Source organism: Streptomyces sp. NPDC090022 (assembly GCF_044748145.1).
In the GTDB taxonomy this organism is placed as follows: Bacteria; Actinomycetota; Actinomycetes; order Streptomycetales; family Streptomycetaceae; genus Streptomyces.
The window spans coordinates 1-23,463 of record NZ_JBIVFN010000036.1; the positions used below are offsets into that span (position 1 = coordinate 1).

Annotated in this window: 11 protein-coding genes; 8 read left to right on the top strand and 3 right to left on the bottom strand. The window is 74.8% G+C overall.

Going from position 1 to position 23,463, the window contains the following annotated elements; genetic code table 11:
• The 4 genes from ACIPXB_RS34885 to ACIPXB_RS34900 all read left to right on the top strand — a co-directional run.
• A partial coding sequence (locus tag ACIPXB_RS34885; RefSeq protein WP_401456639.1) for an amino acid adenylation domain-containing protein occupies positions 1-5,029 on the top strand: 5,029 nt, incomplete at its 5' end.
• Positions 5,030-5,044: 15 nt separating this feature from the next.
• A complete protein-coding gene (locus ACIPXB_RS34890; protein ID WP_401456641.1) occupies positions 5,045-15,295 on the top strand; it encodes an amino acid adenylation domain-containing protein in 10,251 nt (3,416 codons plus the stop codon).
• 45 nt (positions 15,296-15,340) lie between these two features.
• Positions 15,341-16,378 carry an ATP-binding cassette domain-containing protein gene (locus tag ACIPXB_RS34895; RefSeq protein WP_401456643.1) on the top strand — a complete coding sequence of 346 codons (1,038 nt, stop codon included), beginning with the start codon at positions 15,341-15,343 and terminating at the stop codon, positions 16,376-16,378.
• Positions 16,375-17,169 (top strand): ABC transporter permease, encoded by a 795-nt coding sequence (locus tag ACIPXB_RS34900; RefSeq protein WP_401456645.1) that lies wholly within the window; start codon positions 16,375-16,377, stop codon positions 17,167-17,169. Before ACIPXB_RS34895 ends, ACIPXB_RS34900 begins: the two co-directional genes overlap by 4 nt.
• A 67-nt stretch (positions 17,170-17,236) precedes the next feature.
• On the opposite strand, the gene ACIPXB_RS34905 is transcribed toward ACIPXB_RS34900, so the two are convergent.
• On the bottom strand, positions 17,237-19,195 hold the full coding sequence (locus ACIPXB_RS34905) for an ABC1 kinase family protein (RefSeq protein ID WP_401456646.1): 1,959 nt from the start codon (positions 19,193-19,195) through the stop codon (positions 17,237-17,239).
• On the bottom strand, positions 19,192-19,734 hold the full coding sequence (locus tag ACIPXB_RS34910) for a hypothetical protein (RefSeq protein WP_401456647.1): 543 nt from the start codon (positions 19,732-19,734) through the stop codon (positions 19,192-19,194). The genes ACIPXB_RS34905 and ACIPXB_RS34910 overlap by 4 nt, the downstream gene beginning before the upstream one ends.
• A gap of 213 nt (positions 19,735-19,947) precedes the next feature.
• Between ACIPXB_RS34910 and ACIPXB_RS34915 the strand changes: the two genes are divergently transcribed.
• Genes ACIPXB_RS34915 through ACIPXB_RS34930 form a run of 4 tightly spaced genes read left to right on the top strand, consistent with a single transcriptional unit; the run spans position 19,948 to position 22,597 of the window.
• Positions 19,948-20,067, top strand: a complete 120-nt coding sequence (locus ACIPXB_RS34915; protein ID WP_401456649.1) for a keywimysin-related RiPP — start codon at positions 19,948-19,950, stop codon at positions 20,065-20,067.
• Between the two features lie 30 nt (positions 20,068-20,097).
• Positions 20,098-21,924, top strand: a complete 1,827-nt coding sequence (locus ACIPXB_RS34920) for an asparagine synthase-related protein (protein WP_401456651.1) — start codon at positions 20,098-20,100, stop codon at positions 21,922-21,924.
• Complete coding sequence (locus ACIPXB_RS34925; protein WP_401456653.1) at positions 21,921-22,178, top strand: lasso peptide biosynthesis PqqD family chaperone; 258 nt, start codon at positions 21,921-21,923, stop codon at positions 22,176-22,178. Before ACIPXB_RS34920 ends, ACIPXB_RS34925 begins: the two co-directional genes overlap by 4 nt.
• Positions 22,175-22,597 carry a lasso peptide biosynthesis B2 protein gene (locus ACIPXB_RS34930; protein WP_401456654.1) on the top strand — a complete coding sequence of 141 codons (423 nt, stop codon included), beginning with the start codon at positions 22,175-22,177 and terminating at the stop codon, positions 22,595-22,597. Before ACIPXB_RS34925 ends, ACIPXB_RS34930 begins: the two co-directional genes overlap by 4 nt.
• A 10-nt stretch (positions 22,598-22,607) precedes the next feature.
• On the opposite strand, the gene ACIPXB_RS34935 is transcribed toward ACIPXB_RS34930, so the two are convergent.
• Entirely contained in the window at positions 22,608-23,330 is a 723-nt protein-coding gene (locus ACIPXB_RS34935; protein ID WP_401456655.1) for a hypothetical protein, read from the bottom strand.
• Positions 23,331-23,463 lie beyond the last annotated feature (133 nt).

A 23,463-nucleotide genomic window follows, 5' to 3' on the forward strand; every position in this document is an offset into this window, starting at 1 on the left:
GGGCCGCTTCGACGCCACCGCCGGTGACGGCCCCGGCGCCGACTGGGCCCTGCGCTCGGACGCCGACCTCGGCGACGGCCGCGAACCCGGCATGCCCCTCGCCCATGCGCTCGACGTCAACGCCGTCACCCTCGACCACGCCGACGGCCCGCGCCTGACCGCCGACTGGTCCTGGCCCGCCGCTCTGTTCACGGAGGACGAGGTCCGGGCGCTCGCGGAGGGCTGGTTCACGGCCCTGCGGGACCTGGCCGCCCACGCCGCCACGCAGGACACGGTCGGCCTGACGCCGTCCGACGTGCGTCCGCTCGTCCAGGTCACGCAGGAGCAGATCGATGTCCTGGAGGCGGACCACGGTCCCCTGGCCGACCTGCTGCCGCTGTCCCCGCTCCAGCAGGGCCTGTTCTTCCACGCCGTCTACGACGACCAGGGCGAGGACGTCTACACCGTCCAGCTCGCCCTCGACATCGAAGGCCCGGTCGACCGGCCCGCGCTGCGCGCGGCCCTGCACACCCTGCTGACCCGGCACGCCAACCTCCGCGCGGCCTTCCGCCACGAGGGCCTGGACGCCCCCGTCCAGGCGGTGCCCGCCGGCTTCGAGCTGCCGTACACGGAGGCCGACCTCACCGGCCTGCCCGCCGACGAGCGGGACGCCGCGGCCGACCGCCTGGTGGAGCAGGACCGGACCCGGCGCTTCGACCTCGCGCGGCCCCCGCTGATGCGGTTCACCCTCGCCTCCACCGCGGCCGACCGGCACCGGCTGATCATCAGCCACCACCACCTGCTGCTCGACGGCTGGTCCATGCCGGTCTTCCTCGGCGAGCTGTTCACCCTGTACGCCGGACGGAACGACCTCGGCGCCCTGCCCCGCGTGACCCCGTACCGCGACTACCTGACCTGGATCGACGGCCAGGACCGCGGAGCGGCCGAGGCCGCCTGGCGCGAGGTGCTCGACGGGCTGGAGGAACCCACGCTGGTCGCCGCGCCCGACCCGTCCCGCGCCCCGGTCCGGGCCGAACGCACCCGGCTGGAGCTGCCCGAGGCCGAGACCGCCGCGCTCGCCCGCTGGGCGCGCGAGCGCGGGGTGACCGTCAACACCGTCGTCCAGGCGGCCTGGGCCCTGGTCCTCGGCCGGCTCACCGGCCGGAGCGACGTGGTGTTCGGCGGTACGGTCTCCGGCCGTCCGCCGCAGGTCCCCGGCATCGAGTCGATGGTGGGCCTGTTCATCAACACCCTCCCGGTCCGGGTCGCCCTGGACCCGGCCGAACCGCTCGCCGCCCTCCTGGAACGCCTCCAGGCCCAGCAGGCGGGCCTGATGGACCACCAGTTCCTGCCGCTCGCCGACATCCAGCGGATCACCGGGCTCGGGGAGCTCTTCGACACCCTCGTCGTCTTCGAGAACTACCCCCTCGACGCCGACGGGCTGCGGGGCGCCGCCGGCGGCCTGGGCATCGTGGGCGGGGACAACCACGAGAGCACCCACTACCCGCTCAGCCTCACCGTGAGCCTGGGCCGCTCCCTCGGCCTCGACCTCGCCCACCGCCCGGACCTGATCGACCGGGCCCGCGTCGACGACGTCGCCGCCACCCTGGTGCGGCTGCTCGGCGAGGCGGCCGGACAGGCCGGTGTCCCCGTCGGACGGCTGCGGCTGCTGCCCGCCGCCGACGAGCACCGGGTGCTGGTCGACTGGGCCGGCCGGGCCGAGGCCGAGCCGGGCCAGGAGCCGCTGACCGCCCGGTTCGCCCGCCGGGCGGCCGCGACACCCGGGGCCACCGCCGTGATCAGCGGTACGGACCGGCTCACGTACGCCGAACTGGACGAGCGCTCCACGCGCCTGGCGCACCTGCTCGCCGACCGCGGCGCGGGCCCCGAGGCGTACGTCGCCGTCGCCCTGCCCCGCGGCGCCGACCTGCTGGTCGCGCTCCTCGCGGTGCTCAAGTCCGGCGCCGGCTACGTACCACTGGACCCCGAGCACCCGGCCGAGCGGCTGGGCTACGTCCTCGACGACGCCCGCCCCTCGCTGCTGCTGACCACCGCCGCCACCGCCGCCGCCCTGCCGGCCACCGGCACCCCGGCGCTGCTGCTGGACGACCCGGCCACCGGCGCGGCCCTCGCCGCGTACCCGGCCGACGCCGCCCCGGCGGACCGGGCCGACGGCCGGACCCCGGCGTACGCCATCTACACCTCCGGCTCCACCGGCCGCCCCAAGGGCGTGGTCATCCCGCGCGCCGCCCTGGACAACTTCCTGGCGGACATGGCCGAGCGGGTGCCGATGGACGCCGCCGACCGGCTGGTCGCCGTCACCACCGTCTCCTTCGACATCGCCGCCCTGGAGCTGTACCTGCCGCTGCTGGCCGGCGCCGCCGTGGTGATCGCGGGCAAGGACGAGGTCCTCGACCCCGACGCGCTCGCCGCGCTGATCACCGGACACGGCGGCACCGTCCTCCAGGCGACCCCCTCGCTCTGGCAGACCCTCACCGGCCAGGTGCCGCAGGCCCTGGCGGGCCTGCGGATGCTGGTCGGCGGCGAGGCAGTCCCGGGTGCACTGGCCGCGGCCATGGCTGCGGCCGGCCGGTCGGTCCTCAACGTGTACGGGCCGACCGAGACCACCATCTGGTCCACCACCGCCGAGCTCGACGGGACGGCCTCCGCCCCTTCCATCGGCCGGCCCATCCTCAACACCCGTGCGTACGTGCTCGACGGGGCGCTGCGCCCGGCCGCCCCCGGCGTGCCCGGCGAGCTCTACCTCGCGGGCGCGGGCCTGGCCCGCGGCTACCTGGGCCGGCCCGGCCTGACCGCCGAACGCTTCACCGCCGATCCGTACGGCGCCCCCGGCACCCGGATGTACCGCACCGGCGACCTGGTGCGCTGGGGCGCCGACGGCGAGATCGAGTACCTGGGCCGCACCGACTTCCAGGTCAAGGTGCGCGGCTTCCGTATCGAGCTCGGCGAGATCGAGGCCGTCCTCGCCCGGCACCCCGGGGTCTCCCGGGTCGCGGTCGTCGTCCGCGAGGACCGGCCCGGCACCAAGCTGCTGGCGGGGTACGTCGTCCCGGCCACCGGCGGCCCGGCGCCCGACGCCGAGGAGCTGCGCGCCCACGCCGCCGCCGACCTGCCCGACTACATGGTCCCGGCCGTGTTCGTCACCCTGGACGCGCTGCCGCTGAACACCAACGGCAAGCTCGACCGCAAGGCCCTGCCGGCGCCCGACTTCGCCGACCGGCCGGTGGGACGCGCCCCCGCCACCCCGCGCGAGGAGCTCCTCGCGGGCCTGTTCGCCGAGGTTCTGGGGCTGCCCGCGGTCGGCGTCGAGGACAGCTTCTTCACCCTCGGCGGCGACAGCATCACCTCCGTGCAGCTGGTGGGCCGCGCCCGCCTGGCCGGTCTGGTGCTGACCCCGCGCGAGGTGTTCCGGCACAAGACGGTCCAGGCGCTCGCCGCCGCCCTGCCGCAGTCCCCGGCCGAGCTGCTCGCACCGGACGAGGAGGGCGCGGACCCGGCGATCGGCGCCCTGCCCGCCACCCCGATCATCCGCTGGCTGCGGGAACTGGGCGGCCGCACGGACGGGTTCAACCAGTCGGTGACGGCGCCCGTCCCGGGCGACCTCACCGAGGACACGCTGCGCGCCGTCGTCCAGGCCGTCCTCGACCACCACGACGCGCTGCGCGCCCGCCTGGTGCGCGAGCCCGCCGAGTGGATCCTGCACGTGCCGCCGAAGGGCTCCCTGCGCGCCGCCGACGTGGTCCACCGGATCGACGTCGCGGGCCTGGACCCGGCCGCGCTCGCCGGGCGGATCGACCTGGAGGGCCGGGCCGCACAGGACCGGCTCGACCCCGCGGCCGGGCTGATGGTCCAGGCACTCTGGTTCGACGCCGGGCCGCACGCGATGGGCCGGCTGCTGCTGATCGTCCACCACCTGGTGGTCGACGGAGTGTCCTGGCGCATCCTGATGCCCGACTTCACCGCCGCCTACGAGGCCGTCGTCGCCGGCCGGGAACCCGTACTGGAACCGGTGTGGACCTCCTTCCGGGCCTGGGCCCGGGGCCTGGCCCGGGCGGCACTCGCCCCCGAGCGGGCCGCCGAACTCCCGGTGTGGACCGGCATGCTCGCCGGCTACCAGGAGCCCGTCCTGGGCGCCCGGCCGCTGGACGCCGCCCGCGACGTGGCCGCCACGGCCCGGCAGCACAGCACCACGCTGCCCGCCGACGTCACCGGACCGCTGCTGACCACCGTGCCCACGGCGCTGGGCACCGGCATCAACGAGGTGCTGCTGACCGCGTTCGCGCTGGCCGTCACCGACTGGGACCGCGGCCGCGGCAGGCGGCGCGAGCGGGGCGTCCTGCTCGACCTGGAGGGCCACGGCCGCGAGGAGCTGCTCACCGGCGTCCTGCCCGACGCCGACATCTCCCGCACCGTCGGCTGGTTCACCAGCCTCTTCCCGGTGCGCCTCGACCCCGCCGTCCCCGACGGCGACTGGGAGGCCCTCTACGCCGGCGGTCCCGCCGTCGGCCGGGCCCTGGCCCACGTCGCCGGGCAGCTCGCCGAACTGCCCGACAACGGCGCCGGGTACGGGCTGCTGCGCCATCTCAACCCCGAGACGGCCGACGTCCTGGCCGCCCTGCCCGTCCCGCAGATCGGCTTCAACTACCTGGGCCGGTTCGGCGCCGGGGACGGCGGCACCGACGATCACGGCGCCGGAACCGGCACCGGCGACGGGGGCCTCGGCGGCAGCGACGCCGCGATGCCCGCCGCCCACGCCCTGGAGCTCAACTCCCTGGCCCAGGACGGTCCCGGCGGCCCCCGCCTGGTGGCCTCCTGGACCTGGCCCGACGGCCTGTTCACCGAGGCCGAGGTGGCCGCGCTCGCCGAGGGCTGGTTCCGGGCGCTGCGCGCCCTGGTGGCCCACGCCGCGGACCCCGCGGCCGGGCCGGTGCAGGTGGTGGTCCCGCACCCCGCGGCGGCCGGACCGGCACCGCTGCTCGATCTCGCCCAGGACGAGATCGACGCGTTCGAAGAAGACTTCGAGTTCTGAGTGGAGAGAAGCGTCATGACCAAGCAGAAGCCGCGCCTGGAGGGCATCCTCCCGCTCTCCCCGCTCCAGCAGGGCCTGCTGTTCCACGCGCAGTACGACGAGCAGGGCCCCGACGTCTACACCATGCAGTTCGTCCTCGACATCGAGGGCGGCGTGGACACCGGGCGGCTGCGCTCCGCCTGCGCGGCCCTGCTGCGCCGGCACGCCGGCCTGCGCGCCGCGTTCCGCTACCGCAAGAACGGCGAGCCGGTCCAGCTCATCCCCTTCGAGCTGGCACCCGACTTCACCGTCACCGACCTGTCCGGCCGACCAGCCGGCGAGCGGGCCGCGGCGGCCGAGGAGACCGCCGCCGCGGACCGGGCCCGCCGCTTCGACCCGGCCCGCCCGCCGCTGATCCGCTTCACCCTCGTGGACCTGGGCGAGGACCGCTTCCAGTTCCTCGTCACCGCGCACCACATCCTGCTCGACGGCTGGTCCCGCGCCCTGCTCATCGGTGAGCTCTTCGAGCTGTACGGGCTGCTGGGGACCGGCTCCGACGAGCGGGCGCTGCCCGCGGTCACCCCGTACCGCGACTACCTCGCCTGGGTCGCCGCCCAGGACCGCACCGCCGCCGAGGACGCCTGGCGCCAGGTCCTGGACGGCGTGGCCGAACCCACCCTGCTCGCGGCCCCCGACGCCGGCCGCGAACCCCTCGCCCCCACGCTCACCCGCGTCGAGCTGCCGGCCGCGGCGACCGCCGAACTGACCCGCTGGGCGCGCGCACGCGGCATCACGGTCAACACCGTGGTGCAGGTCGCCTGGGCGATCGTCCTGGGCCGGCTGACCGGCCGCGACGACGTCGTCTTCGGCGGTACGGTCTCGGGCCGCCCGCCGCAGCTGCCCGGCGTCGAATCCATGATCGGCCTGTTCATCAACACCCTGCCCGTCCGGGTCACGCTGGACCCGGCCGAGCCCGTCGGCGCCCTCCTGGAGCGCCTCCAGGACCAGCAGGCCGCCCTGATGGACCACCAGTTCCTCGGCCTCGGCGACATCCAGCGCCTGACCCCGGCGGCCGGTGAACTCTTCGACACCCTCCTGGTGTTCGAGAACTACCCCGTCGACACCGAGGGCCTGCGCCGCTCCGCCGGCGGCCTGGGCGTCGTCGACGGCCGCAGCCACGAGGGCACCCACTACCCGCTGAGCCTGCTGGTCAACGCCGGCCGGACCCTTGCGCTGGACCTCAGCCACCGCCCCGACCTCCTCGACACCGCCGCCGCGCACGCCCTCGGCACCCGCGTACTGCGCCTGCTGGCCGCCCTGCCGGGCGCCGAGGACACCCCCGTGGGCCGGCTCGACCTGCTCACCGGCGACGAGCGCGAACAGGTCCTCCGCACCTGGAACGACACCGCCCACGAGGGCCCGCTGCTCCCGCTGCCCGAGCTCTTCCGGCAGACCGCCGACCGCCACCCCGACGCCGTCGCCGTCGAGTTCGCGGGCTCCGCGCTGACCTACCGCGAGCTCGACGCCCGCGCCAACCGCCTGGCCCGGCTGCTCATCGCCCGCGGCGCGGGCCCCGAGCGGACCGTCGCCCTGGCCCTGCCCCGCTCCCTGGACCTGGTCACCGCCCTGTGGGCCGTCCTGAAGTCCGGCGCCGCCTACCTGCCCGTCGACGCCGCCTACCCCGCCGACCGCATCGCCCACATGCTCGGCGACGCCCGCCCCGCCCTCGTGGTCACCGACCACGCCACCGGGCCGCGACTGGCCGCGGCGACGGGCACCGGCGACACCGCCCCGCTGCTGCTCCTGGACGACGAGGCCACGACCGCCGCGCTCGCCGGCCTCCCCGACGGCGAGGTCACCGACGCCGAGCGCACCGCGCCGCTGACCGCGCTCAGCCCCGCCTACGTCATCTACACCTCCGGCTCCACCGGCCGCCCCAAGGGCGTCGCGATGCCCGGCGCCCCCCTCGCCAACCTCATCGGCTGGCACGAGGCGGAGCTGCCCGGCGGCCCGGGCGTGCGCACCGCCCAGTTCACCGCCATCAGCTTCGACGTCTCCGCCCAGGAGATCCTCTCCACCACCCTCTCGGGCCGCACCCTGGTGATCCCCGACGAGGACACCCGCCGCGACCCGGCCGCCTTCGTCACCTGGCTGGCCGAGCAGCGGATCAACGAGGTGTACGCGCCGAACCTGGTCATCGACGCCCTCTGCGAGGAGGCCGTCGGCCAGGGCCTGGACCTCCCCGACCTGCGCCACCTCGCCCAGGCCGGTGAAGCCCTCGTCCTGAGCAAGCGGGTCCGCGACTTCCACCACGGCACCGGGCGCGTCCTGCACAACCACTACGGGCCCACCGAGACCCACGTGGTCACCGCCGCCACCCTCCCCGCCGACACCGACGCCTGGCCGGCCCGCCCCACCATCGGCCGCCCCATCCGGGGCACCCGCACGTACGTCCTGGACAGCGCGCTGCGCCCGGTCCAGCCCGGTGTCCCCGGCGAGCTCTACCTCGCGGGCGCCGGCCTGGCCCGCGGCTACCTGGGCCGGCCCGGCCTGACCGCCGAGCGCTTCGTCGCCGACCCCTACGGTCCGGCCGGCACCCGCATGTACCGCACCGGCGACGTGGTCCGCTGGACCGCCGACGGCGAGCTCGACTACCTCGGCCGCTCCGACCACCAGGTCAAGATCCGCGGCTTCCGCATCGAACTCGGCGAGATCGAGGCCGCGCTCACCACCCACCCCGCGATCGGCCAGGCCGCCGTCATCGCCCGCGAGGACCGCCCCGGCATCAAGACCATCGCCGCCTACCTGGTCCCCGCCGACGGCCGCACCGTGCCCGCCGCCGACGCGCTGCGCGCCCACCTCGACGGCACCCTGCCCGACTACATGGTGCCCTCCGCCTACGTCACGCTGCCCGCCCTGCCCCTCACCCCCAACCGCAAGCTCGACCGCCGCGCCCTGCCCGTGCCCGACGGCGCGGCCGCCGCCGGCCGGCCCCCGCGCACCGCCCGCGAGGCCCAGCTGTGCGCACTCTTCGCCGACGTGCTCGGCCTGGAGCGGGTCTCGGTCGACGACAGCTTCTTCGACCTCGGCGGCCACTCCCTGCTCGCCACCCGCCTGGTCAGCCGCATCCGCGCCGACCTCGGCGCGGAGATCGCCGTACGCACCCTCTTCGAGGCCCCCACCGTCGCCGCCCTCGACGCACGGATCGCCGGTGCCGGCCGCGCCCGCCAGGCCCTGACCGCCCGGCCGCGCCCCGACGCCGTCCCGCTCTCGCCCGCCCAGCGGCGGCTGTGGTTCCTCGGCCGCTTCGAGGACGCCGGCGGCAACTACAACCTGCCGCTGGCCGTACGGATCTCCGGCGAACTCGACGTCCCGGCCCTGCGCGCCGCCCTCGGCGACCTCGTCGCCCGCCACGAGGCGCTGCGCACCGTCTTCCCCGACACCGACGGCCGCCCCCGCCAGCACGTCCTCGACCCGGCCGACGCCGTCCCCGCCCTGCCCGTCATCGGCGTCGCCGACGACGCGCTCGACCGGGCCCTGGCCGCCGCCTCCGGCAAGGAGTTCGACCTCACCACCGACCTCCCGCTGCGCACCCGGCTCTTCGCGCTCGGCGGCACCGAGTACGTCCTGCTCCTGGTCGTCCACCACATCGCCGCCGACGGCTGGTCCATGGCCCCCCTCGCCCGCGACCTCGGCGCCGCCTACCGCGCCCGCGCGGCGGGCACGGCCCCCGCCTGGGAGCCGCTGCCGGTCCAGTACGCCGACTACACCCTGTGGCGCGAGGAGGTCCTCGGCGACGAGGACACCCCCGGCGGCGAACTCGCCCGCCAGATCGACTTCTGGCGCACCACCCTCGCCGACCTCCCCGAAGAGCTGTCGCTGCCCGTCGACCGCCCCCGCCCCGCCGAGATGAGCTACCGCGGCGACACCGTGGACCTCACCATCGACGCCGCCACCCACCGGGCGCTGACGGGCCTGGCCCGCACCTGCCGCGCCAGCGTCTTCATGGCCGCCCAGGCCGCGCTCGCCGCGCTGCTGCACCGCCTCGGCGCCGGCGAGGACATCCCCCTGGGCACGCCCGTCGCCGGCCGCACCGACCAGGCCCTCGACGAGCTCGTCGGCTTCTTCGTCAACACGCTGGTGCTGCGCACCGACGTGTCCGCCGACCCCACCTTCCGCGAACTGCTGGAGCGGGTCCGCGAGAGCGACCTGGCCGCGTACGCCCACCAGGACGTCCCCTTCGAGCAGCTGGTCGAGACCCTCAACCCCGGCCGCTCCCTGGCCCGCCACCCGCTCTTCCAGGTCATGCTCTCCTTCCAGAACAACGCCGAGGCCACCCTCGACCTCGGCGGGCCGCGCACCGCCGCCCGGCCCGTGGGCCTGAAGACCTCCAACTTCGACCTGTCCGTCGTCCTCGCCGAACGGTTCACCGCCGACGGCACCCCCGACGGCATCGAGGGCGGCATCGAGTTCGCCACCGACCTCTTCGACCGCGACAGCGCCCAGGCGCTCGCCGACCGCCTGGTCCGCCTGGTCACCGACCTCGTCACCGACCCCGACCGGCCCCTGTCCACCGTGGACGTCCTCACCGCCGAGGAGCGCCGGCAGGTCCTGGAGGACTGGAACGACACCGCCCGCGCCCACCCCACCGCCACCCTGCCCCGGCTCTTCGAGGCCCAGGCCGCCCGCACCCCCGACGCCACCGCCCTGGTCTTCCGCGACGTCCGCCTCAGCTACGCCGCCCTCAACGCCTGGGCCAACCGCCTCGCCCGCCAGCTCGTCGCCGACGGGGTCCGGCCCGAACAGGCCGTCGCCGTACGGCTGCCGCGCTCCGCCGAGCACATCGTGGCGCTGCTCGCCGTCATGAAGGCCGGCGCCGTCTACGTCCCCGTCGACCCCGCCTACCCGGCCGAGCGGATCGCGTACGTCCTCGAAGACGCCCGGCCCGTCGCCGAACTGGCCTCCGTCGCCGACCTGCACGCCCTCGACCGCGACCGCGCCTGGCCCGGCCACGACCTCGGCCCCGACGAGGCGCCCGGCGCCGGCCACCCGGACAGCGCCGCGTACGTCATCTACACCTCCGGCTCCACCGGCCGGCCCAAGGGCGTCACCGTCCAGCACCGCAGCGTCGGCAACCTCTTCCACGACCACTTCGGCCGGCTGTACGCCGACGTGATCGCCGCCGCGGGCGGGCGCCCCCTCAAGGTCGCCCTCGCCGCCTCCTTCTCCTTCGACGCGGCGGTCGACCCGCTGCTGTGGCTGCTCGCCGGCCACGAACTGCACCTCATGGACGACGAGGCCCGCCAGGACCCCGCCGCCCTCCTCGACTACGCCCGCCGGGTCGGCGGCCTCGACCACATCGACACCACCCCCGGACACTTCCAGCAGCTCCACGAGCTGGGCCTGACCACGGACGAGGAGATCCGCCCGCTCCTGGTCAGCCTCGGCGGCGAGGCCCTCGGCGAAGCCCTGCGCGGCGAACTCGCCCGCACCCCCGGCCTGGTGACGTACAACCTGTACGGCCCCACCGAGACCACCGTCGACGCCCTCGGCCAGCGCGTCACCGACAGCGACCGCGTCCTGGTCGGCCGCCCGCTCGACAACTACCGCGCCTACGTCCTCGACGCGGCCCTGCGCCCCGTCCCGCCCGGCGTCGCCGGCGAGCTGTACCTCGCGGGCGCCGGCCTGGCCCGCGGCTACCTGGGCCGCCCCGCCCTGACCGCCGAACGCTTCACCGCCGACCCGTACGGCGCCCCCGGCACCCGTATGTACCGCACCGGCGACCGCGCCCGCTGGACCCGCGACGGCCGGATCGACTGCCTCGGCCGCGCCGACGACCAGGTCAAGATCCGCGGCTTCCGCATCGAGCTCGGCGAGATCGAGGCCGCCCTGGAGGCCCTGCCCGGCATCGCCCACAGCGCCGTCCTCGTCCGCGAGGACCGCCCCGGCATCCAGGAGCTCGTCGCCTACCTCGTACCCGCCCCGGGCACCGGCGCCCCCGAGCCGGAGCAGGTGCGCCGCGCCCTCGGCGAGCGGCTGCCCGACTACATGGTCCCGGCCGCCTGCGTCGCCCTGCCCCGGCTGCCGCTCACCGTCAACGGCAAGCTCGACCGCAAGGCCCTGCCCGCCCCCGGACCGCGCACCGGCCCGGCCGGCCGTGCCCCGCGCACCGCGCGGGAGAAGGCCCTGTGCGAGATCTACGCCGAGGTCCTCGGCCTGGACAAGGTCTCCGTCGACGACAGTTTCTTCGACCTCGGCGGCCACTCGCTGCTCGCCGTCCGCGTCACCGGCCGCATCCGCTCCCGGCTCGGCGCGGAGGTCTCCGTCCGCACCCTCTTCGAGGCGCCCACCGCCGCCGCGCTCGCCGAACGCCTGGGCGAGCAGGGCACCGGCCGGCCCGCCCTGACGGTACGGGAGCGGCCCGCCGAGATCCCGCTCTCGCCGGCCCAGCGGCGGCTGTGGTTCCTCGACCGCTTCGAGGGGCCCGGGGCGACGTACAACATGCCGCTCGCCGTCCGTCTCACCGGCGCCCTCGACCCCGCCGCGCTCGAAGCCGCGCTCGGCGACGTCGTGGCCCGCCACGAGAGCCTGCGCACCGTCTTCCCCGACACCGGCGGCCGCCCGCACCAGCTGATCCTGGCGCCCGGCGCCGCCCGCCCGGTCCTGACCACGGCGCCCTACGACGCGGCCGCGCTGGCCGCCGAGGTCTCCCGAGGCTTCGACCTGGCCACCGACCTGCCGGTGCGCGCCCACCTGTTCACGGTGGACGCCACCACGCACGTCCTGCTCCTGGTCGTCCACCACATCGCGGGCGACGGCTGGTCCATGGGCCCCCTCGCCCGGGACCTGGGCCGCGCCTACGCGGCCCGGCTGGGCGGCGCGGCGCCGCAGTTCGCGCCGCTGCCGGTGCAGTACGCGGACTACACGCTGTGGCAGCGCGAGGTCCTGGGGGAGGAGGACGACCCGGTCAGCGAGCTGTCCCGGCAGGTGGACTTCTGGCGCGAGGCGCTGGCGGGCCTGCCGGAGGAGCTGGCGCTGCCCGCCGACCGGCCGCGGCCGGCCCGGATGAGCTACCGCGGTGCCACGGTCCCCTTCCAGGTCCGCGAGGACACCCGCGCCCGCCTGGACGAGCTGGCCCGGACGTCCGGGACGAGCCTGTTCATGGTGGTGCAGGCGGCTCTGGCGACGCTGCTGCACCGCCTGGGCGCCGGTACCGACATCCCGCTCGGCTCGCCGATCGCAGGGCGGACCGACGAGTCCCTCGACGACCTCGTGGGCTTCTTCGTGAACACCCTGGTGCTGCGCACGGACGTGTCGGGCGAGCCGACGTTCCGCGAGCTGCTGGCGCGGGTGCGGGAGGCGGACCTGGCGGCGTACGCGAACCAGGACGTGCCCTTCGAGCGGCTCGTTGAGGTGCTCAACCCCGAGCGGTCCATGGCCCGCCACCCGCTCTTCCAGGTCATGCTCGCCTTCCAGAACACCGGCGGGGCCACCCTGGACCTCGGCGGCGGCGTGCGCATCGCCCCGGAGGACATCAGCCTCGACGCGGCGAAGTTCGACCTGACCTTCCAGCTCGGGGAGGGGGAGTCGGGTCTGGAGGGCAGTGTCGAGTACGCCGTGGACCTGTTCGACCGGGTGACCGCCGAGGAACTGGCGGGTCGTCTGGTGGCCGTCCTGGAGGCGGTCGCGGCGGATCCGGAGGTCCGGGTCGGCGCGGTGGACGTCCTGGAGGACGTCGAGCGTGACCGGGTCCTGGGCGCGTGGGCCGTGGGTCCGGATGCCGGGCTGGCTCCGGTGACGTTCCACGGTCTGTTCGAGGCGGCGGTGGATGCCACGCCGCAGGCCCCGGCCGTGGTGTCCGGCGATGTCGTCCTCTCCTACGGGGAGGTGGAGGCGTGGGCGAACCGGCTGGCGCACTGGCTCGCCGGCCAGGGCGTCGGTCCGGAGGCGGTGGTGGCGTTGGTGCTGCCGCGTTCGGTGGACATCGTCATCGCGCAGCTGGCCGTGCTGAAGGCCGGTGGCGCCTACCTGCCGGTGGACCCGGAGTACCCGGCCGAGCGCATCGCGTACATGCTGGACGACGCCCGCCCGGTCCTGGTCCTGCGCGAACTCCCGGACACCGGAGCGCAGTCCACGGCCCGCCCGACGGTCCCGGTCGCCCTGGACTCCCCGGCGTACGTGATCTACACCTCGGGGTCGACGGGCCGCCCGAAGGGCGTCGTGGTGACGCACGCCGGTCTCGCCGCCTTCGCGGAGGCCGAGATCGAGCGGTTCAAGGTCGACGCGTCGGCCCGGGTGCTGCAGTTCGCCTCCCCGAGCTTCGACGCGTCGGTGCTGGAGCTGGTGATGACCTTCGCCGCGGGTGCGGCCCTGGTGGTGCCGCCGGCGGGTCCGCTGGCCGGTGAGGTGCTGGCCGAGGTCCTGACGGCCGGACGCGTGACGCACGCGCTGATCCCGCCGGCCGCCCTCGCCAGCGTCCCGGTGGGCGAGTTCCCGGAGTTCCGCTCGCTGATCGTTGGCGGTGACGCCACGTCGGCGGAGCTGGTGGACCGCTGGGCGCCGGGCCGCCGCATGGTCAACGCGTACGGCCCCACCGAATCCACGGTCATGGCCGCCACGTCCGGCCCGCTCGGCGCCGGTTCGGGTGCGCCGGTCATCGGCTCGCCCGTCCCCGGCACCCGGACGTACGTCCTCGACGCCGCCCTCCGCCCGGTCCCGGCCGGCGTGGCCGGCGAGCTGTACCTGGCGGGCGCCGGTCTGGCGCGCGGCTACCTGGGCCGCCCCGGCCTGACGGCGGAACGTTTCGTCGCCGACCCCTACGGTCCGGCCGGTGCACGGATGTACCGCACCGGTGACGTGGCCCGCTGGACCCGCGACGGACAGCTCGACTACCTCGGCCGCTCCGACGACCAGGTCAAGGTGCGCGGTTTCCGCATCGAGCTCGGTGAGATCGAGACGGTCCTGGCCACCCACCCCTCGGTCGCGCACAACGCCGTGATCGTCCGCGAGGACACCCCCGGCATCAAGCGCCTGGCCGCGTACGTCGTCCCGGCGTCCGGCACCGCCCTGGACGCCGACGCGCTGCGCGCCCACATCGGCGCCGCCCTCCCCGACTACATGATCCCGGCCGCCTTCGTCGCCCTGGACGCCCTCCCGCTCACCGTCAACGGCAAGCTCGACCGCAAGCAGCTCCCCGCCCCCGGTGCCGAGACCACCCCCGGCGGCCGTGGTCCCCGCTCGGCCCAGGAAGAGGTCCTCTGCGGCCTGTTCGCCGAGGTGCTGGGGGTCGCCCGGGTCGGGATCGACGACAGCTTCTTCGAGCTGGGCGGCGACAGCATCACGTCCATCCAGCTGGTCAGCCGCATCCGCTCCGTCCTCGGAGTCAAGCTCAGCAACCGCGGCATCTTCGAGACCCCGACCGTCGCCCAGCTCACCGACAGGCTCGGCACCGGCCAGGACGGCGACGGCTTCGAGGTACTGCTCCCGCTGCGCACCGGCGGCGAGCGGCCCCCGCTGTTCTGCGTCCACGGCGCGGGCGGCCTCAGCTGGCCGTACTCGACCCTGCTGGCGCACATCGCGGCCGAGTACCCGGTCTACGGCCTCCAGGCCCGGGGCCTGAACGGCGAGGGGACGATCGCCACCAGCGTCCCGGAGATGGCCGCGGACTACGTCGAGCAGATCCGCTCGGTGCAGCCCGCCGGCCCCTACCACCTCATCGGCTGGTCCTTCGGCGGCCTCGTCGCCCACGAGATCGCCACCCAGCTCACGGAGGCGGGGGAGCGGGTGGCCCTGCTGGCCAACCTCGACCAGACCCCGTACGACGAGTCCTGGAAGGACGACGACTACACCCTCCCCACGGAGCGGGACGTCCTGGAGACCCTCCTCGACTTCGTCGGCTACGACCTCGCCGAGCTGCGCTCGCAGCCCCTCGACCACCAGCGGGCGATGGAGCTCATCCGGGGCCGGGACAGCGCACTCGGCAGCCTGGAGGAGCACCACATCTCGGCCTTCGTGAAGGTCGGCATCAACAACCACGTGCTCAGCGCCGCCTACCGGCCGCGCCGCTTCGACGGCGAGCTGCTGCTCTTCGTCTCCACCGCCGGCACCGACGACCCCGAGGCCAGGACGGTGGACTCCGTCGCCGCCTGGGAGCCGTACGTGGCCGGTGCCATCACCACCCACCCGGTGCACGCGCACCACGGACACCTGCTCCAGCCGGAACCGGCGGCCGAGATCGGCCGGGTCGTCCTCGCGAAGCTCGCCGGTCAGCTGACCTCCGTCCGCTGACCCGCCCCGACCACACAGACGCGACACAGCAAAGGAGTGGCCGTCATGGAAACGGCAATCTCGGCGGAGGGCCTCCGCAAGCGCTACGGCGACCACCAGGCGCTCGACGGCATCGACCTGGAGGTGCCCGCGGGCACCATCCTCGGGGTGCTCGGGCCCAACGGGGCGGGCAAGACCACCACCGTGCGGATCCTCGCGACACTGCTCGACGCGGACGAGGGCCGCGCCACCGTCGCGGGCTACGACCTGGCCACCCAGGCCAGGCTGATCCGCGCCAACGTGGGCCTCACCGGCCAGTACGCCGCCGTCGACGAGCGGCTCACCGGCCGCGAGAACCTCCAGCTCATCGGCACCCTGCTGCGCCTGGGCCGCAAGGGCGCCCGGGCCCGCGCCGACGAACTGCTGGAGAAGTTCGGCCTGGTGGACGCCGCCGGCCGGATGGCCAAGACGTACTCCGGCGGCATGCGCCGGCGCCTCGACCTCGCCGCGAGCCTCGTGGCGAGCCCACCGGTGCTCTTCCTGGACGAGCCGACCACCGGTCTGGACCTCACCAGCCGGCTCGCCCTCTGGGAGATGATCAAGGAGCAGGTCGACAACGGCGTGACCGTGCTGCTGACCACCCAGTACCTGGAGGAGGCCGACCAGCTCGCCGACCGGATCGCGGTCATCGACAAGGGCGTGGTCATCGCCGACGGCACCCCCGACGAACTCAAGCGGAAGGTCGGCGGCGAGCGGCTGGAGATCTCGGTCGCCTCCGCCGCCGACCTGGCCGCCGCCACCCGGGTGCTCTGCGACGTCTCGCCGCAGGAGCCGGTGGTCGACCAGGAGCACCGCACGGTCTCGGTGCCGCTGGCGGGCGGGGTCAACACCATCGCCGCGGCGGCCACCGGCCTCGAGCGCCTCGGCATCGAGCCGCAGGACTTCGCGGTCCGCCGCTCCTCCCTCGACGACGTCTTCCTGGCGCTGACGGGCCAGCGGGGCGCGGACGAGCAGCCGGCCGGCCCCGCCGGACCGGCCCAGCAGGACCCACAGCCCGCGCCGGCGGGGGAGAAGAAGGAGCAGAAGGAGATGCAGGCGGCATGACCGAGGTGCTCAGCGACTCGTTCGCACTCGCGGGCCGCCAGATGCGGCACATCCGGCGGATGCCGGAGCAGCTGCTCGGCATCACCGTGATGCCGGTGGCCTTCGTCCTCGTCTTCGGCTACCTCTTCGGCAGCGCCATGGAGGTCCCCGGCCAGGGCGGCTACAAGGAATACATCATGGCCGGCATCTTCGCCCAGGTGATGCTCGCCAACCTCACGACCACCGCCATCGGCGTGGTCGAGGACCTCAACAACGGCCTGGTGGACCGCTTCCGGGCGTTGCCCATCTCCCGCTCCTCGGTCCTGCTCGGCCGTACCTCCGCCGACCTCGTCCTGGTCGCCTGGACCAGCGCGATCATGGCCCTGGTCGGCTACCTGATCGGCTGGCGGGCGCACAACGGCGTGCTCCAGACCCTGGCCGGCTTCGGGCTGCTGCTGCTGATGGGCTTCGCCATGTCCTGGCTGGGCGCCCTGCTGGGCCTGAGCCTGCGCAGCCCGGAGGCGGTGAGCGCGCTCTCCGGCGTGGTGATGATGCCGCTGGCCTTCCTCTCCAACGCCTTCGTGCCGCCGGAGGGCCTGCCCGGCTGGATGCGCGTGATCGTGGAGTGGAACCCCGTCAGCGCGGTGGTGTCCGCCGCCCGTGACCTGTTCGGCAACGAACGGGGCGCCTCCAGCGGCGCCTTCCCCTCCGAGCACCCGGTCATCGCCGCCCTCGTGGTGCTGGTCGTCCTGCTCGCCGTGGTGGTCCCGCTGGCCGGCCGCGCCTACCAGCGGGCCGCCGCCCGCCGCTGAGGCCGTACGCGCGGGAGGCCCGGACCCCGTCACGGGGCCGGGCCTCCCCGGGCGGCGCGGCGGCAGCTCAGCGCCGCTGGCCGGAGCCGATCATCAGGAACAGCACCCGCAGCACCAGCACCGAGCTGATCACCAGCAGGTTGTAGCCGAACAGTTCGAACAGCCCGAAGTTCTTGCCCAGCATCGGCCCGCCCTCGGTACGCAGCAGCTGCACCCCGACCAGCCCGATCATCCCGCCCAGGAACGCCAGCAGCACCTCGTGCACCAGCGAGCGCAGGAACCGCCGGTCGTCGGCGTCCGCGAACAGCCGTACGCCGACCGTCAGCTGACCGCCCTCCACCGCCGCGCCGATCCGCTCGATCCGCCGCGGCAGTCGGCGCAGCATGGGCACGAGCCCCAGCAGCTCCTCGGTCACCGACCGGCCCAGCGCCTCCGGCCGGAGCTTGCGCAGGTGCTGGGTGACGGCGAAGGACCGGGCCTCCGCGACGATGTCGAAGCCCGGCACCAGGCGGTCCAGCGACCCCTCCATGGTGGCCAGCGCCCGGAAGACGGCCGCGATCTCCGGGGGCACGCTGATCCCGTGCCGCGACACGATCGCGAACAGGTCGGCGAACATCTCCCGGTCCGGCTTGATCCCGGGTGCGAAGTGCCGGGCCAGGAACTGCCCGAGCGCCCGCTCCAGCTTCCGCTCGTCTATGTGCTCGGGGTGCACCACCAGCGCCAGCAGCGCGTCCGACAGCCCCGCCGGGTCACCCCGGTGCAGCGCCAGCAGCATGCCGCCGAGCGTGCCGCGCAGCGAGCGGTCGATGCGGCCGACCGAGCCGAAGTCGAGCATGCCGAGCCGGCCGTCGTCCAGCAGCAGCAGGTTGCCCGGGTGCGGGTCGGCGTGGAAGACACCACTGGTCATGATCTGCCCCAGCAGGCACTCCAGCATGGCGGTGGCCAGAGCCTGGCGGTCCAGGCCGCGCTCGTCCAGCACCTGCGACACGCTGTGCAGGGCCGTGCCCGCCATCCACTCCGTGACCAGGACCCGCTTGCCCGACAGGTCCTCGTGGACCTCGGGCACGCGGATCACCGAGTCCCCGCCGGCCGCCTCGATCGCGGCCGCCACGGACAGCGTGTTGCGGGCCTCGATACGGAAGTCCAGCTCCTCCTGGATCGACACGGCGAACCCCTGGGCCAGCGCGAGCGCGCCCACGCTGCGCCCCCAGTCGGTGTGCTTCTCCAGCCGGGCCGCGAACCGGTAGAGGATGTCCAGGTCGTCCACGACGATCTCGCGCGCGCCCGGCCGCTGCACCTTCACCGCGACCTGCTTCCCGCACGCCAGCCGCGCCCGGTGCACCTGCGCGATCGACCCGGCGGCCACCGGGCGGGGATCGAACTCGGCGAACACCTCCCCGGGCGGCGCCCCCAACTCCTCGTGCAGCACCTGCTCGACGGCCTCCCACGGCTCCGGGGAGGCCTGGTCCTGGAGCGAGCTCAGCTCGTCGATGAACTCCGGCGGCAGCAGGTCGTACCGGGTGGACATCACCTGTCCCAGCTTGACGAAGGTGACCCCGGCCTCCTCCAGCGCCAGCCGCAGCGACGGCGCGAGCACCGCACGCTCGGCCGCGGCCCCGGGCCCGCGCCGGGAGCGGCCGCTGATGAAGCGGCCGAGCCCGTGCCGGACGAAGATCCGGCTGAGCCGCCCGTACCGGCGGGTGCGGGCGAAGCTGCGGCGCAGCGAGCGCGGCAGCCGCACCAGACCGCGCACCGCGCCCGAGGGCACCAGCACCTCGGTGGCCGCCAGGAACAGCATGGCGACCACGAGCGACACCCCGATCTCCAGGGAGATCAGGGCGAGTGGCTGCACGTCGCGCAGCGGATAGCTGACCAGGGTGGCCGAGGCCAGCCCGACGCTGCCCGTCAGCAGCGCGCGTCCCTTGCCCAGCTGGACGCCGAGCAGCCGCCGCGCCCCGGAGGCGAGTCCGGCGACGAAGACCGTCAGGGACAGCGCGGCCAGCAGGACGAGAACGGCCGTGTTCATCGCTGACGTCGCCGCCGCGCGGCGTACGAGAGGGTCACCAGCGCCAGCAGCGGCCCCCACAGCAGCAGCGGCGCGTACAGCCAGCCCATGACGGTCCGGTGCGTGCCCGTCAGGTGGCCCTGGTCGACGGTGTCCCAGAGGATCAGCTGGCTGACCGTCACCGCGGTGAGGACCAGGGCGCCGAGCAGCGCCGCCGTCACCGCGGCCCCGGTACGCACCGGGCGCCCGCCGATGAACGGCAGCCGGCGCGGCGCGACCAGGCCCCAGTCGCGGACCAGCCCGAGCGTCAGCAGGGCCGCGCCCTCCTGGGCCAGCGAGATCGCCGGCAGGATCAGATAACCGGTGCCGGGCAGCCCGTAGTCGGTGCGCAGCACCTCCTCGCTGTACCCGACGGGCACACCGGCGGCCATGGCCAGGCGCCAGAGGGTGGAGGGGAGCACGATCAGGGGAACGGCATGAGCGGCCCAGACCGCCCACCTCGGTGGCGGCGGTGTGGCCAGGGCTGCCGAACGGGCCGGGGTGCTGACGTGTGTCGTCATGTCGTCAAGGCTGCCAATCTGATCGTAAGGCACACAACCGGACCGGAATTCTAAGGAACGAACCGGTCCATTTCTGTCGCCCTGTCAGGTTGCTGCCACCGCGGCCCGAAGCGGACAGACATATTGAGGCACGGGACGCGCCGCTGCGAAATTGGTACGGCAAGCGACAGGGTCGCCGGGAAATCCTCCCGGCCCGTCAGAAAAGGAAAAGCCATGATGAAGAAGGTGTACGAGGTTCCCGTTTTCTCCGCGGCCGGCTCTTTCCGCGCCGACACCGGTATGGGTCTGCCGATCGGCGGCTGGGACTGGAAGGGCGTTCGCGGCTTCTTCTAAATCGCCCGGATCTCTGCGCAGGAGCTGACCATGCCGGACCACGGCGCACCGTTCTTCTTCGTATTCCCTGACAACGAGGCGGCGGCCGCCGCGGCCCGGCACCTGCGCGAGGAACGGCCCGGTCTGTCGTCCGTGCCCCACGCCTCCGGACGCGACTGGATCGTCGGCCGGTGGGAGCCGGCCGACCTCATCGTGGCGAGGGCGGGCCGTACCGCCCTCGCCGTGCTCGGTACCGTCAGCAGGGCCGTGGCCGGCCCGCTCACCCGCCGCGCCGGCCTGCTGCGCGACCCGGCCGACCTGGACGGCCTGGCACTCACCCTGCCCGGCCAGTTCCACCTGCTCGCCTCCGTCGACGGGGCCCTGCGCGTCCAGGGCTCCGCCTACGGGGCCCGGCGCGTCTTCCACACCCGCGTCGGCGGCACGCTCGTGGCCGGCGACCGGGCCGTCGAACTCGCCCGCCTGGCGCACCTGGAACCGGACCCCGTCGCCGTGGCGGTCCACCTGCTGGGCATGGCCCCGGCCCCCCTCGACCAGCGCCCCCTGTGGTCGCGGATCACCGCCGTCCCCGCGGGGACGGCCCTGCTGGCCGGCCCCGACGGCATCCCCTCCCACCGGCGCTGGCACCGGCCGCCGGAGCCGGACACGCCGATCGACCGCGCAGCCGCGGCCGTCCGGGACGCCCTGCTGGACGCGGTCGAGGTCCGTACCGCCCCCGGCGGGCTGATCAGCGCCGACCTCTCCGGCGGCCTGGACTCCACCAGCGTGTGCTTCCTGGCCGCCCGGGACCCCAGCGCGCGGCTCATCGCCTGCACCTCCACCGGCGACGAGGCCTTCAACGAGGACGGCCGGTGGGCGCGCTGGGCCGCCGAGGACCTGCCCGGCGTCGAGCACTACATCCTGCCGAACGAGGAACTGCCCACGTTCTACGACGGGTTCGACGACCCCGGACTCGCGCTCGACGCCCCCAACGCGCTGATCGCCTCCCGCCACCGCGTCACCGTCCTCACCGCCAAGATGGCCGCCCGCGGCTCCCGGCTCCACCTGACCGGCAACGGCGGCGACAACCTCTTCGTCGGCCTCCCGCACCACCTGCACGCGCTGGTCGCCCGCCGCCCGCTGCTCGCCCTGCGCCGCCTGGGCGGCTTCCGCGCGATGCTCTCCTGGCCGCTGGCGCCCGCCCTCCGCCAGCTCGCCGACCGGCGCGGCTACCGCGGGGCACTGGCCGCCGTCTCCCTGCGCCGGCCACCGCCGCCGGTGTCCGGCAGGCCCGCGCTCGGCTGGCTGTGGCCGCCCTCCCCGGCCTCCTGGCTGACCGAGGACTGCCTGCGCCTGCTGGAGGCGGAACTCGCCGCCGCCGCGCGTACCGCCGAGCCGTACGGGCCCACCCCCGGCCGCCACATGGAACTGGCGGCCCTCCACCAGCTGGCCCGCGACAACCAGGCCGTCGAGGAGGCCGGCCGACTGGCCGGCGTGCCGATGTCGGCCCCCTTCCTCGACGACCGGGTCGTGGAGGCCGCCTTCTCGGTCCGCGTCGAGGACCGGGTCGACCCCTGGGCGTACAAGCCGGTGCTGGTCCGCGCGATGGACGGACTGGTGCCCCGCCGCTCCCTGTCCCGCGCCACGAAGGGCGAGGGCACCATGGACGCGGCCGCCGGCCTCTACCGCAACCGTGCGGCACTGACCGGACTGTGGGAGGACAGCATGCTCGGCCGCGCCGGCCTGGTCGACGAGGCCGAGCTGCGCCGCCTGTGCGCCGCGTCCTCCTCGCCGGAGCTGCGCGACGAGCGCTTCGTGTCCACCCTCGCCGCCGAGATGTGGCTGCGCACGACCACGACCACCCGAGGAGCCCTGGCATGAAACTGGTCCACCGCGAGTACCTCAGGCTCGCACCCACCGCGTACGGCGCCGTCCTGCTCGACTCCAAGTCGGGCGCCTACTGGGAGCTCAACCCCACGTCGGCGACGATCGTGGGCACCCTGCTCGACGGCGGGCACGCCGAGGACGCCACGCGCCGCCTCACCGAGGAGTACGACGTCGACGCCGAACGCGCGGCCGCGGACGTCCACGCGCTGCTCGCGGCGATGGCCGAGGCCGGAGTGGTGGCGGCGTGAGCGTCACCACCGCCCTGCCGGCCCGGGCGGCCTTCCCGCTGCGCCGCCGGCTGGCGGCCCGTACGACGGTCGGGGCCGCCCGCCTCCTGGCCTGCCTGGCCCCGCACCGCCTGGAACGGGCGCTGACCCGCATCGCGCGCGGCGCCGTGCCGGCGACCGAGGCACAGGCGGCCGGCGCGCGCGAACTGGTGCTGGCCGCCAGCGTGTCCATGAACGGGCACCGCGCCTGCCTGCCCCGGTCCGTGGCCGTGGCGCTGACCTGCCGGCTCGGCGGCACCTGGCCCACCTGGTGCGTGGGAACGCTGATGAGCCCGCCGTTCAGCCCCCACGCGTGGGTGGAGGCCGAGGGCAGGCTCATCGGCGAGAAGGGCACTCCCGCGCACTGGGCGCGGCTGATCACGGTCGCCGCGCCGGGCTAGACGGCCTGGGTCACTGGCAGCCGCGCTGCCAGTTCCAGCCGATGAACGTGTGGCGCAGGGACACGTCGAACCGGCAGGTGGCGGTCCCGTCCGCGTTCAGGTCGACGTACGAGTGGTGCGTGTTGGCGTACCAGTCGCCCGAGGGGTCGAAGATCCCCTTGTAGGTGAAGTCGGCGTGCGCCTCCGTGCGCGAGACGGCGCAGTCGGTGGCGCAGTCGGTGCTCTTGGTCGCGGACTTCAGGTTCCAGCCGGCGTTCCACGGCTCACGGTTCCACGCCTGCGTGGCCTCGGTGGTCGCCGACGTGACGCGGTTGCCCTCCGTCGTCCACTGCGAGGTCGTGTACAGGCCGGTCATCCGGATGTTGCAGCAGTCGAACATCTCGTTCCAGCTCTTGAACTGCCGCGTGGTACCGGCGGCCGCCGCGGCCACCGTCGTGGGCGCGGCGGCGGACTTCGCCGCCGCGCCGTCGCCGGCCGGTACGTAGGTGACCTCGCCGAGGACGGGCCGGCAGTCCTCGCCGATCGTGACCTGCTGTCGCACGGCCATCCCGGCCGGAGGCGCGGGCAGTTCACCGGTCAGGCGCACGTCGCCGCAGGACGTCGCCGCCCGGCCGGACGGCCCGCCCGCCGCCCCCGTGGGGGCGGCCGAGGCGGTGGCGGCGGTGGTGGCCGTGAACGTGAGTGTCAGCGCGCCGGCGGCCAGTACCGCGGCGAGCGTGGTTCGGTTGCGCAATTCCCCAAGCCTTCCCTCGTGAGTGGTCGCAAGGGAGCGTAGGCGGCGATCTTTCCCGGCCGGCCGGACCGTCACCACCTTGGCAGGAAGCTGCCGGTGGCGTCGGGCGGACGGCCGGGAAGGACCAGGCCCG

Excerpts from the sequence above, each read along its gene's own strand:
- ACIPXB_RS34890 (WP_401456641.1), top strand. The coding sequence starts at position 5,045 with ATGACCAAGCAGAAGCCGCGCCTGGAGGGCATCCTCCCGCTCTCCCCG.
- ACIPXB_RS34895 (WP_401456643.1), top strand. The coding sequence starts at position 15,341 with ATGGAAACGGCAATCTCGGCGGAGGGCCTCCGCAAGCGCTACGGCGAC.
- ACIPXB_RS34900 (WP_401456645.1), top strand. The coding sequence starts at position 16,375 with ATGACCGAGGTGCTCAGCGACTCGTTCGCACTCGCGGGCCGCCAGATG.
- ACIPXB_RS34905 (WP_401456646.1), bottom strand. The coding sequence starts at position 19,195 with ATGAACACGGCCGTTCTCGTCCTGCTGGCCGCGCTGTCCCTGACGGTC.
- ACIPXB_RS34910 (WP_401456647.1), bottom strand. The coding sequence starts at position 19,734 with ATGACGACACACGTCAGCACCCCGGCCCGTTCGGCAGCCCTGGCCACA.
- ACIPXB_RS34915 (WP_401456649.1), top strand. The coding sequence starts at position 19,948 with ATGATGAAGAAGGTGTACGAGGTTCCCGTTTTCTCCGCGGCCGGCTCT.
- ACIPXB_RS34920 (WP_401456651.1), top strand. The coding sequence starts at position 20,098 with ATGCCGGACCACGGCGCACCGTTCTTCTTCGTATTCCCTGACAACGAG.
- ACIPXB_RS34925 (WP_401456653.1), top strand. The coding sequence starts at position 21,921 with ATGAAACTGGTCCACCGCGAGTACCTCAGGCTCGCACCCACCGCGTAC.